The organism is Algibacter sp. AS12 (assembly GCF_046736315.1).
Taxonomy (GTDB): Bacteria; Bacteroidota; Bacteroidia; order Flavobacteriales; family Flavobacteriaceae; genus Algibacter_B; species Algibacter_B amylolyticus.
The window spans coordinates 178,501-190,816 of record NZ_CP151841.1 but is presented as its reverse complement, the minus strand read 5'-3'; the positions used below and the strand labels follow the sequence as shown (position 1 = coordinate 190,816).

The window sequence follows — 12,316 nt, the reverse complement described above, 5'->3', positions numbered from 1 at the left end:
TTTTGCTAATTTTTTTCTTTAAGAAGTTTTAAAAATCGGACTAGTTTAGTAACGGCTTTTCCGCGATGTCCAATGCTGTTTTTTGTAGACAAATCCATTTCGGCAAACGTAATATTAAAGTTGTTTGGTTTAAAAATAGGATCGTATCCAAAACCTTTATCACCATGTTTAGAAGTTGTTATGCTTCCTTGGCATATTCCCGTAAACGTTTGTGTCTTATTATTTAAATTAAGCGCAACAACGGTTTTAAATTGCGCGTTTTTATTAGTATTGTTTTGTAAAGCTTCCAGTAATTTATCCATATTGTTGTTGGCATCCTTTTGTTCTCCGGCATATCGTGCAGAATAAACTCCCGGAACACCGTTTAAAGCTTCAACTTCTAGACCTGTATCGTCAGCAAAACAATCATAACCGTAATGGGTTTTTATATATTCTGCTTTTTGAATAGCATTACCTTCTATAGTGTTTTGTGTTTCAGGAATATCCTCGAAACATTCTATATCTTTTAAACTAAGTATTTTTATTTCAGAAGGAATTAAAGCTTGAACTTCTTTAACCTTATTTAAGTTGTTGGTTGCGAAAACGAGTTGCATATATAATTTTTTATACTTTCAAAAGTACTATTTATTGATTTTAAATAACAATGGGGGGTATTTATTTTTCTAAATAAAATTTTAGCACCATTTTATGATTTTTGTTTCTTTTTTTTATGTAAAAAACGTGTATATTGGGGTAATATTTAAACATTAAAAGAGAACGACTATGACAGTAAATTTTCAGTATGTAGGAGTGGATGTAAGTGAAACACTTTCATTATTCACAAAGGAGAAGTTAGAAAAATTGTTTAACAGATATGAGTTTTTAATAAATGCGGCTGTGCACTTTAAGCAAGATGATAAAGATCACGATAAAGGTAAAATTTGTAATATAGAATTAAGTTTACCAGGACCACGGATTTTTGCAACATCGAACGAGCATAATTTTGAGGTATCGGTAAGAGAAACTATAAGCGATTTAGAGCGACAACTTAAAAAGCGCAAAGAGATATATAAAACACATTAATGGTTAGTGGGAAGACCTTATAACCAAAAAAAAAGATGGCTTAAAATTAGTTTTTAGTCATCTTTTTTATTTAATTTTTTTAAGTCTGAGTAAGTACTGAAAACTGAGACTGCGACTGTCAATTTACCTATGGTGGTACGGTTCGTTCTTCAAGATTGTGAAGCCTCGATACAGCTGCTCTATAAAAAATAAGCGAATCATTTGATGAGAAAACGTCATTTTAGATAAGGATAGTTTCCCGTTTGCTTTTTTATAAATGTCTTCAGAAAAACCATAAGGACCTCCAATAACAAATACAAGTCGTTTTATTCCGGAATTCATATGTTTTTGTAAGTACGTTGAAAAAGCAACAGAATCGAGCTGTTTACCGTTTTCGTCTAGCAATATTAAGGTGTCTGTAGGTTTGGTTTTATTTAAAATGAGCTCGCCTTCTTTTTCTTTTTGTTGGGTTTCGCTTAAGTTTTTAGAATTTTTTACATCCGGAATAACCTCTAAATTAAACTTTATGTAATGGCCCAAGCGTTTGGTATAATCTGCTATTAAGGCCGTAAGTTGTTTGTTGTCTGTTTTACCAATTGTAATTAGGGTAATAGTCATTTAGTTGAAATCATTTAATAGTTTTTTGCTTAAAACGGTAAAGCAAGACCAAAAAAACAAAGAATAGCTTAAATTCTAATTCAGTCGATTTTGGATTATTTTATTCAATAGACAAATTAAATATATTTTAAGTTAGAATCATAATGAGCTCATAATTGGTAACTTGAAATGCTAAAAACAATGATTTTTAAACTATTAGTTAATTCGAAATGTAAAAAAACACACATATTCTTTATGAATAATACATTTAAATAAGAAAAAAATAGAAAATTCGTAATTGTAAAATTTAATTTAGTGAATCTATTTCTTATTTTTGCTCGGATTAACTAAAAAACTATTATGATAACACAAGAGCAGTTTGACACAGAAGTTAAGATGATTATTGAAAATGCCATTCGAGAAGATGTTGGAGACGGCGATCATAGTTCCTTAGCTTGCATTCCTGCAAACGCTAGAGGGAAAGCTAAACTTTTAGTTAAAGATAAAGGAATTATTGGTGGTGTTAATTTTGCCAAAAAGGTGTTTGCTTATGTTGATAAAAATCTAAAACTAGATGTTCGTATTGAAGATGGTACCGAGGTAACTTATGGAGATATCGTAATGTATGTTGAAGGTCCATCGCAATCTATTTTAAAAGCAGAGCGTACGGTATTAAACGCGATGCAACGTATGAGTGCGATTGCTACAAAAACTAGAATGTTTGTTGATTTGGTTGAAGGTACCAAAACTAGAATTTTAGATACAAGAAAAACAACTCCAGGTATTCGTGTGTTGGAAAAATGGGCTGTTAAAATTGGTGGTGGCGAAAACCATAGGTTTGCATTGTATGATATGATTATGCTTAAAGATAATCACATCGATTTTGCAGGAGGTATTACAAAAGCCATTGAAATGACTAAAGATTATTTGAACGAAACTAAAAGGGATCTTCAAATTATGGTCGAAGCTAGAGATTTATCTGAGGTTCAAGAAATTTTAAATAACGAAGGTGTTTATAGAATTTTACTAGATAACTTTGATTATGAAGATACTAGAAAAGCTGTAAAGTTAATTGGAGATAAATGCCTTACGGAGTCTTCAGGTAATATTAACGAAACTACAATTAGACACTATGCCGAATGCGGCGTAAATTATATTTCATGCGGTGCTTTAACACATTCTGTGCACAACATGGATTTAAGTTTAAAGGCTATAAAGTAATTAACTTTTTTATAAACGCCTTTTTACTTTTTAATTTTAATAACTTTGCTATATAGAATTATAACGCAATTTATTAATGTCCAAACCTCTTGATGAAAAACTCGATAAAATACCAGGTATTAATATTTTGGTACGGTTTTTTAAACAGATAAAACTTCCAGGACTTGAAGGGTTGTCATTTTACGATTTACTTGTGTTGTACATTACAGGTATTGTAAAAGGCGCTTTAACAACACGAGCTAGTGCTATAGCATTTAGCTTCTTTACTGCTATATTTCCTTTTTTATTATTTGTTTTAATTATTATCCCTTACGTTCCTATTGATGATTTTAAAATTGAATTTTTACAATTTCTAGAATCGTTTTTACCACCAAGTACCTCAGATTTTTTCTTTGAAAATATTTTTGAAAATATAGACCAATCGCAACGTGGTGGGTTGTTGTCTTCCGTTTTTGTGTTGTCGGTAGCATTGATGGCCAATGGTGTAAACGCTGTTTTTTCTGGATTCGAAAACTCTTATCACGAGCAATTAACTCGCAATGTATTTAAACAATATTTGTATGCCTTAGGTATAGCCCTAATATTAGCTTTTTTACTTATTTTTACCATTATTGTACTTGGATATATTCAAATATATGTAGTGCAAGAGTTGATAACTGTTTTCGAGGATAGAGGTTATCATGTAGATTCCGAAGGCGTATATTGGACCAATGTGGTGCAATATCTGTTTTTTGTGGTTATGGTATATATGGCAACAGCTACCTTGTATTATTTTGGAACAAGAGAAGGGCGCGAATCTAAATTCTTTTCTATAGGAGCCATATTTACAACGTTTCTTATTATATTAACGTCTTATTTGTTTGGTATTTATATTGAAAATTTTGGACAATACAACAAACTATATGGTTCTATTGGAGCGTTATTAATATTATTATTTTACCTGTGGCTTAACTCTAATATTTTATTGTTGGGTTACGAATTGAATGCCTCATTAAATAAACTTAGAAAAAGCTTTTAGTTATGAAGAATTGTATGTGTTTTATATTGTTTTATTGTTTGTCGCTAACGGTGCAATCTCAAGATATTTTAGGACAATGGAAAACGGTTGATGATGAAACAGGCGCGCATAAATGTATTGTAGATATTTATGAAGAAAACGGTAAGATTTTTGGTAAGGTTATAGAAATATTAGAGCCGTTTGATAAAAACACCTTGTGTCAAGATTGTGAAGGTGATAAAAAAGATAAACCAATTCTAGGCATGGTTATTATTAATGAGCTCGAAAAACAGGACGAATATTATAAAAACGGTACTATTTTCGATGCTGAAAATGGAAAAGAATATAAGTGCAGAATAAAGCTAATTGAGGAAACAGGAAAGCTTCAAGTTCGTGGTTATATTGCGTTTTTATACCTTACACAATATTGGATTCGTCATCAATAATTCATTTTTTTTATAACATTAAACTATACGCCGTTTGCACTTTATAGACGTTATAATTCCTATACCGCTTCAAAAGCTATTTACGTATAGCATAACTGCTGCCGAGGCCGATTTTTTAAAAGTAGGCATGCGCGTAGCTGTTCCTTTTGGAAAATCTAAAATTTATACTGGCATTGTGTATGGCATTCATGAAAATGCGCCATCGGCTTATGAGGCGAAAGATATTCAGCAAATATTGGATGAATCACCTGTAGTAAATGAATACCAATTAAAACTTTGGAACTGGATATCGGAGTATTATATGTGTACTTTGGGAGATGTTATGCGTGCTTCATTACCAAGAGCTTTTATTTTAGAAAGCGAAACAGTAATTACTAAAAACAATGTTAAGACTATTGATGAGTCTATATTAAAAGATGATGAGTTTTTGGTTTACGAAGCGTTGAACCATCAGTCGTCTTTAAAGATTCATGATATATCCAGTATTTTAGATAAAAAGAATGTGCTTTCTGTAATTAAAAGGCTTATTGAGAAAGAGGTTATTACTGTAGAGGAAGAGGTTTACGAAAAGTATAAGCCAAAATTGGTACGTTATGTTAAGTTAGATACTCATTTTACTGCCGAGGTTGAGCTTCATAAATTGTTGGATGATTTGAGTAGAGCACCAAAACAACGGGATGTTGTTATGACTTTGTTTTCTATTTCTGCCAAAACTAAAAAGCCTGTAAAAGTAACCGATTTAACTACAGAAAGTGGGGCGTCTAGCTCAATTATAAAATCTTTAATTGATAAAGGTGTACTTAAAGAATATTATATTCAAAGGGATAGAGTAGAGTATTCTGGCGAAGAAACCGAAGCTTCTAAAAGACTTAATGAGTATCAAAAAACAGCCTTAACAGAAATAAAAGCGTCTTTTGAAAAACATCACGTTACCTTATTACATGGTGTAACATCGTCAGGTAAAACCGAGGTGTATGTAAAACTTATTGAAGATGTACTTCAACAAGGAAAACAGGTTTTATATTTACTACCCGAAATAGCTTTAACCACACAGTTGGTTACAAGACTTCAAAATTACTTTGGGGAGCAGGTTGCTGTTTTTCATTCTAAATACTCAACGCATGAGCGTGTTGAGGTGTGGAATAATGTATTGCACAATTCTGCGAAAGCGAGAATAGTATTAGGCGCACGCTCATCTATATTTTTACCTTTCAATAATTTAGGATTAATTATAGTGGATGAGGAGCACGAACAATCGTTTAAACAATTTGATCCTGCACCACGTTACCATGCGCGCGATACTGCTGCAGTTTTAGCCCACATGCACAAGGCTAAAACACTGTTAGGTTCTGCTACTCCAAGTTTAGAAAGTTACTTTAATGCGCGGCAAAATAAATATGGGTTTGTTGAAATTACAAAGCGTTATAACGATGTTTTAATGCCCGATATTGAATTGGTTGATATTAAGGATAAGCTGAAAAAAAAACGCATGAAAGGGCATTTTAGCGATAGGTTGATTGAAGAAATGCAGGAAACGTTAAGTGAAGGGCATCAAATTATATTATTTCAAAACCGGCGTGGATTCTCGCCAATTGTGGAGTGTAATACATGTGGGCACTCGCCGCAATGTCCTAATTGCGATGTAAGTTTAACCTACCATCAATATAGAAATCAATTGCGCTGCCATTATTGTGGTTATAATTCTGCTATGAAGCAAAATTGTGAGGCCTGTGGTGGTCAGGATTTAGACAATAAAGGTTTTGGTACAGAGCAAATAGAAGAAGAAGTGAAATTGCTTTTTCCTGAGCATAAAGTAGCCCGAATGGATTTGGATACCACACGAGGCAAATATGGTTACGAGAAAATAATTACTGCTTTAGAGCAACAAGAAATTGATATTTTGGTGGGTACTCAGATGCTAACCAAGGGTTTAGATTTTAGAAATGTAAAGCTAGTTGGTATCATGAATGCCGATAATATGCTTAATTTCCCTGATTTTAGAGCACACGAGCGTAGTTTTCAGCTTATGCAGCAAGTATCTGGTAGGGCAGGACGTACCGAAGAGCGTGGTAAGGTTTTAATACAGACGTATAATCCGTATCATAATATTTTGCAACAAGTATCTACCAATAATTATATAGATATGTTTAAGGAGCAAATGAACGATCGCTATAATTTTAAATATCCGCCGGTTTACAAGCAGATAAAAATTACTTTAAAACATAAGGATTATAATAGGGTAGAGACGGCATCTATTTGGTTTGCTAAGTCCTTAAGGCAGGTGTTTAAGGATAATGTGTTGGGGCCAGAGTCGCCACCGGTTGCTAGAATTAGAAATCAGTTTCATAAAAACATTTTGGTTAAAATCCCTAAACAACAATCGTTAGCAAAAACAAAAGAAGCTATTATTAAAATTAATAACAGCTTTATGAGTGTAAAAGATTTTAGGTCGGTTAGGGTTATTCTAAATGTGGATAATTTTTAGTTATCTCTTAACAAATCTGTTTTTTTGTGTTTTAGCCTGAGATTTAAAATAAAAGAAGCTATTATTACTTTTAATAATAGCTTCTTGATTACAAAAGGTTTTGCGTTTGTTAGGGTAGTTCTAAATGACGATAACTTTTAGTGATATAGAAATTTGTAAACAAATTTTATAAATAATTCGTTCTAGACTAGTGTCCGGAATTCATCATAATTTTTTTAAAGACTTTAAATATTATTTAAGGCATCAACCAATTGGGTCTTTTTATTTCTACTTAAAGGAATTTCGTAAGCGCCAACTTCAACATTTTTACTGTTGAATCTGTCAATCTTATCTAGATTCACGATGTAAGATTTATGAATTCTTAAAAATTTCCCTTCAGGTAATTCAGCTTCAAAAGATTTCATTGTAGAAAGTACTACTAAGCTGTTTTCTTCAGTAACAAGTTTTACATAATCACCAAGTGCTTCAATCCATTTAATGTCCTTAATATATACTTTACGTTTTTTAAGGTTACTTTTTACAAAAATATGTTCGCCTTCCTCTTCATTAAAGTCTAAAGTCAACCTATGTTGCTCTAAAGCTTTATCTACAGAAGTATTAAAGCGTTCTCTTGTAATTGGTTTATGTAAATAATCGGTAGCATCATAGTTAAATGCTTTAAAAGCATACTCTGTTTTACCGGTTACAAAAATAATTTGGGGTTTGTTGTTTAATACGTCTAAAAGTTCAAATCCATTTAGCACTGGCATTTCAATGTCTAAAAAAATTAAGTCAACTTGATGCGTATTTAAACCATTTTTAGTTTCTAAAGCACTACTGTACTCCGCTATTAAGTTAAGAGATGGGTGATTCTCGACTAACTTAACAATAGACAGACGTTGTATCGCTGAATCATCTACTACTACACAGTTTAAAGTCATAACATTTATATTATTTCGGTTAAGATATCGACAATAGTACGATTTTTTCGGTTAAAAACCAAAAAACATCGTTTAAATGCTTTTTTTAACATTTCGTTAACAAATAAAATAATGCTTTTAATTGTTTCAAAAATAGGGAGTAATAATATTGTGTAATATATAGAATTTAATTATTTTTGCAGCCAATTTTTAACAATAAAAATAGATTTTTATGAATCATTATGAAACTGTTTTCATCTTAAATCCCGTTTTATCTGAAGATCAGATAAAGGAAACAGTAAAGAAATACGAAGATTTTCTTGTTTCTAACGGCGCTAAGATGGTATCAAAAGAAGATTGGGGGCTTAAAAAATTAGCTTATCCAATTCAAAACAAGAAAAGTGGGTTCTACCATTTATTTGAGTACACTGTACCCGGAGAAGTTATTACACCTTTAGAAGTTGAGTTTAGACGTGACGAGCGTTTTATGCGTTATTTAACGGTAGCGTTAGATAAACATGCTATTTCTTGGGCTGAAAGAAGAAGAGTTAAACTTAAACAAAAAGCTTAATTATGTCATCAATAGAACAACAATCAAAAGGAAAAAAAGACGGTGAAATTAGATATTTAACACCGCTTAATATTGATACAAACAAGACTAAGAAATATTGTATGTTTCAAAAGTCTGGAATTAAGTATGTAGATTACAAAGATCCAGATTTTTTAATGCGTTTTATTAACGAGCAAGGTAAAATTTTACCTCGTCGTTTAACAGGAACGTCATTAAAGTATCAAAGAAAAGTGGCTGTAGCTGTAAAAAGAGCACGTCATTTAGCATTAATGCCTTACGTAGGAGATTTATTAAAATAAAATACCGATAACAATGGAACTTATATTAAAACAAGACGTTGAAAATTTAGGATTTAAAGACGATGTTGTAACAGTTAAGAACGGTTATGGTAGAAACTTTTTAATTCCTCAAGGACAAGCGATTCTAGCTACAGTTTCTGCAAAGAAAGTTTTAGCAGAAAATTTAAAGCAACGTGCTTTTAAAGAAAAGAAAATAGTTGATGATGCTAATGTAATTGCAGAAGCAGTTAAAGCATTAGAAATTAAAATACCTGCTAAAGTTGGTATTGGAGACAAATTATTTGGATCTATAAACAACATTGATGTTGCTGCAGCTTTAGAAAAAGAAGGACAAACGATAGATAAAAAATTCATAACAGTTACTACTGTTAAGCGTTTAGGTAAATATACAGCAGTTGTACGTTTACACAGAGAAGTATCTGTTGATTTAGAATTTGAAGTTATTGCTCAAGCTTAATTAATTAACAAAAAGTTAATAAAAGCTTAAAATAAAGATAAGCCACTCTTACGAGTGGCTTTTTTTTGTGCTATTTTTGTTTGGAATAATTACTATGTGCGCATAATATTTATAGACTAACTCAAATAACGTATTCAAATGAAAAAAACAGCACTTACTTTCTTCTTATTGTGTTTTAGCGTTCTTGCATTTTCGCAGGTTACAACCTCTAACATAAAAGGATTAATTTTAGACGAAACTTCGCAGCCACTTCCTGGGGCTAACATTGTGGCTATCCATACACCTACGGGTACAAAGTATGGTGCAGCATCGAATATTGATGGTCGATTTAACTTGTTAAATTTAAGAATTGGTGGCCCTTACGCTATTAAAATCACTTTTGTAGGTTACAAGGAGCAATCATATAATGATGTGTATTTAACTTTAGGAAAAACACAGAATATTGATATTGTTATGCTTGATGATAGCGAACAACTTGATGCTGTAGTTATTCAAGCTGGCCAAGGTACTGGTACTTTTGGTAGCGATAGAACGGGAGCCGAAACTAGTGTGGGCAGACGGGAATTAACCCGTTTACCAACTATTTCTAGATCGGCATCAGATTTTACAAGGTTAGAGCCTACCGCAAGTGGGAATTCATTTGGAGGTAGAAACGACCAGTTTAATAACTTCTCTTTAGATGGTGCTATTTTTAATAATCCATTTGGATTGGATTCTGCAACACCAGGTGGACAAACGGATTCGCAACCTGTTTCTTTAGATGCTATCGATCAAATTCAAGTATCTACAGCACCTTACGATGTTACACAATCTGGATTTACAGGAGCATCTGTAAATGCTGTTACAAAAAGTGGAACAAATGAGTTTCATGGAACTGTTTATGGGTTTACTAGAAATGAATCTTTAACAGGTAATAAGATAAAAGGAGAAGAGGTTGCAAGACCAGATTTAAACCAAACGCAATATGGTGTTAGTATTGGAGGGCCAATTGTAAAAAATAAATTATTCTTCTTTGCAAATTTTGAAAAAGATGAACGCGATGATTTAGGAACTAATGGCTGGACACCAAACACAGGTTCTGGTGGTATTAGCGAATCTAGAGTTTTAGAAAGCGATTTAATTGCAGTTAGAGATGCCTTATTGGCTGTTGGATACGATCCCGGAGCTTACCAAGGGTTTACACATTCGGCAAGATCTACTAAAGGTATTTTTAAATTAGACTGGAATATTAACGATAACAACCGTTTAGCGGTTATTTATAATTTTCTTAACGCTTCAAAAGAAAAGCCTGCGCATCCAACAGCTATAGCGTTTAGAGGGCCAAATGCAAATACATTACAATTTCAAAACTCAGGTTACGAAATTAATAATGAACTTAGATCGGTACAGTTAGAGTTAAATTCTACACTTTCAGAAACTTCAGCTAATAAATTACAAATTGGGTACACGCATTTTAATGACTTTAGAAACCCATTTTCTACACCAGCACCTTCTATTAATATAACCAAAGGAGGTTCAAACTACATTATAGCAGGACACGAGCCATTCTCAGCGCATAATAGGTTAGACCAAAAAGTATTTCAATTTTCAGATAATTTAAACTTTTTTCAAGGCGACCATACTTTTACTGTTGGGTTTTCATTTGAAAAATTCGAATTTGATAACTCGTTCAATTTAACAAGCTACGGTTTTGATCTTTTTGGATCTGTTGATATTAATGATTTTGATGCTACAAGCTACGATTTTGCTTCACCACAAAATACATTCAATGCTAATAATGCGGTTCCTGATGGAGAAGGTTGGGCGCTAGCAGAAACTAATGTTGGGCAATTATCTTTCTATATGCAAGATGAATGGAACGTTACAGAAAAATTTAAATTAACATATGGTTTACGTTTTGATAAGCCTTTGTTTTTTGATTCTGCTCAAAAAGCACAGGATGTTATAGATAGAGGTTTTGTTTTACCAGATGTACAATATGAAGATCCTAGCACAGGAGAATCTGTTACTATAGACAATACACAAATGCCAAATAGCGATTGGTTAGTATCACCAAGAATCGGTTTTAACTATGATGTTCATGGCGATGATACGTTCCAAATTCGTGGAGGTTCAGGGTTATTTACAGGGCGTTTTCCTTTTGTTTGGTTAGGTAATCAAATTGCTGCGCCAGATGCATTTTTCTTGCAAGCTGTAGATCCAGATTATAAGTATCCTCAAGTTTGGCGTACTAATTTAGGTGTCGATAAAAAACTAGAAAGCGGATTAATTTTAACAGCAGATCTTTCATATACCAAAGATATAAATGGTGCTCATGTACAGCATTGGGGACTATCTACGCCATCAGGAACTTTACAAGGTGTGGATAATAGACCTATTTATACGGCTGCCGATATTCTTACTTTTGATGGAAACCCTGGAGATGGAGCATTTGTTTTTACAAATTCTGATAAAGGTAGAATTTGGAATGCTTCTTTAAAAGCTCAAAAAACGTTTCAAGGTGGTTTCTATACCATGTTAGCGTATAGCTACTTAAATTCTAAGGATGTAAACTCTATTGAAGCAGAAATTACAAGTGATGCTTTTGTTGGTAATCCTGCAGTTGGAAACGTTAATAACGATGTATTATCGTATTCTAAATATGGAGATACACACCGTTTTATTGGTGTTGCTAGTAAAAAGTGGAATTACGGAAATGATAAATGGGGAACAACTATTTCTACATTTTTTGAATATGCACAAGGAGGAAGATTTAACTACACTTATGGTGGCGATATAAATGGCGATGGTTCTGGATTAAACGATTTAATTTACATTCCAACTTCTGGAGATATTAGTCAAATGCAATTTTCTGGCGCAGGTGATGCAGCAGCATTGGAAAACTATATTCAGCAAGATGATTATTTAAACGGAAGACGAGGACAATATGCAGAACGTTATGGAGCTTTAGCACCTTGGAGAGGACGTTGGGATATTAAGTTTTTGCAAGATTATAATATTACGGTAGCTGGAGATAAAACAAATACTATTCAATTTAGTATTGATATCTTAAATTTTGGAAACTTATTAAATTCAGATTGGGGTATTATTCAACAACCAAACAATGTACAACCAATAGGTGTGAGTGTTGATGGTTCTGGAGTACCAACGTATTCGTTTAACGGCGATCAAGATTCTACGACATTTGGTTTCGATTCTAGTTTAGCTTCTAGATGGCAAGCTCAAGTAGGTTTACGTTATATTTTCTAAGAAAATAGCATATATATTCTTAAATTTGCGCTCCTAATTAAGGGGCGCATTTTT

12 protein-coding genes are annotated in these 12,316 nt (G+C 32.6%); 9 read left to right on the top strand and 3 right to left on the bottom strand.

Features of this window, described 5'->3' with window-relative positions; all coding sequences use genetic code 11:
- Positions 1-5 precede the first annotated feature (5 nt).
- Complete coding sequence (locus AAFN75_RS00680; protein WP_411807790.1) at positions 6-593, bottom strand: non-canonical purine NTP diphosphatase; 588 nt, start codon at positions 591-593, stop codon at positions 6-8.
- 169 nt (positions 594-762) lie between these two features.
- Here AAFN75_RS00680 and AAFN75_RS00675 point away from each other — a divergent pair, with 169 nt between their 5' ends.
- A complete protein-coding gene (locus AAFN75_RS00675; RefSeq protein WP_144117838.1) occupies positions 763-1,062 on the top strand; it encodes an HPF/RaiA family ribosome-associated protein in 300 nt (99 codons plus the stop codon).
- A 123-nt stretch (positions 1,063-1,185) separates the two neighbouring features.
- On the opposite strand, the gene rlmH is transcribed toward AAFN75_RS00675, so the two are convergent.
- Positions 1,186-1,659 carry a 23S rRNA (pseudouridine(1915)-N(3))-methyltransferase RlmH gene (rlmH, locus tag AAFN75_RS00670; protein ID WP_411807789.1) on the bottom strand — a complete coding sequence of 158 codons (474 nt, stop codon included), beginning with the start codon at positions 1,657-1,659 and terminating at the stop codon, positions 1,186-1,188.
- Between the two features lie 339 nt (positions 1,660-1,998).
- Between rlmH and nadC the strand changes: the two genes are divergently transcribed.
- From nadC to priA, 4 genes are all read left to right on the top strand, one after another.
- A complete protein-coding gene (nadC, locus tag AAFN75_RS00665) occupies positions 1,999-2,859 on the top strand; it encodes a carboxylating nicotinate-nucleotide diphosphorylase (protein ID WP_144117836.1) in 861 nt (286 codons plus the stop codon).
- Positions 2,860-2,935: 76 nt separating this feature from the next.
- Positions 2,936-3,877 (top strand): YihY/virulence factor BrkB family protein, encoded by a 942-nt coding sequence (locus tag AAFN75_RS00660; protein WP_411807788.1) that lies wholly within the window; start codon positions 2,936-2,938, stop codon positions 3,875-3,877.
- Between the two features lie 2 nt (positions 3,878-3,879).
- Positions 3,880-4,302, top strand: coding sequence for a DUF2147 domain-containing protein (locus tag AAFN75_RS00655; protein ID WP_144117834.1), 423 nt, complete (start codon positions 3,880-3,882; stop codon positions 4,300-4,302).
- 34 nt (positions 4,303-4,336) lie between these two features.
- Positions 4,337-6,787, top strand: a complete 2,451-nt coding sequence (priA, locus tag AAFN75_RS00650; protein ID WP_411807787.1) for a primosomal protein N' — start codon at positions 4,337-4,339, stop codon at positions 6,785-6,787.
- 224 nt (positions 6,788-7,011) lie between these two features.
- Here the strand turns inward: priA and AAFN75_RS00645 are convergent, their stop codons facing one another.
- Positions 7,012-7,707 carry a LytR/AlgR family response regulator transcription factor gene (locus AAFN75_RS00645; RefSeq protein ID WP_019388305.1) on the bottom strand — a complete coding sequence of 232 codons (696 nt, stop codon included), beginning with the start codon at positions 7,705-7,707 and terminating at the stop codon, positions 7,012-7,014.
- 211 nt (positions 7,708-7,918) lie between these two features.
- Here AAFN75_RS00645 and rpsF point away from each other — a divergent pair, with 211 nt between their 5' ends.
- The 4 genes from rpsF (at position 7,919) to AAFN75_RS00625 (ending at position 12,262) form a co-directional block, all read left to right on the top strand.
- Positions 7,919-8,257, top strand: a complete 339-nt coding sequence (rpsF, locus tag AAFN75_RS00640) for a 30S ribosomal protein S6 (RefSeq protein WP_092853393.1) — start codon at positions 7,919-7,921, stop codon at positions 8,255-8,257.
- Positions 8,257-8,556 carry a 30S ribosomal protein S18 gene (gene rpsR, locus AAFN75_RS00635; RefSeq protein ID WP_172625923.1) on the top strand — a complete coding sequence of 100 codons (300 nt, stop codon included), beginning with the start codon at positions 8,257-8,259 and terminating at the stop codon, positions 8,554-8,556. The genes rpsF and rpsR overlap by 1 nt, the downstream gene beginning before the upstream one ends.
- A 13-nt stretch (positions 8,557-8,569) precedes the next feature.
- Complete coding sequence (gene rplI / locus AAFN75_RS00630; RefSeq protein ID WP_411807786.1) at positions 8,570-9,013, top strand: 50S ribosomal protein L9; 444 nt, start codon at positions 8,570-8,572, stop codon at positions 9,011-9,013.
- 138 nt (positions 9,014-9,151) lie between these two features.
- Positions 9,152-12,262, top strand: a complete 3,111-nt coding sequence (locus tag AAFN75_RS00625; RefSeq protein WP_411807785.1) for a carboxypeptidase regulatory-like domain-containing protein — start codon at positions 9,152-9,154, stop codon at positions 12,260-12,262.
- Positions 12,263-12,316: the final 54 nt, after the last annotated feature.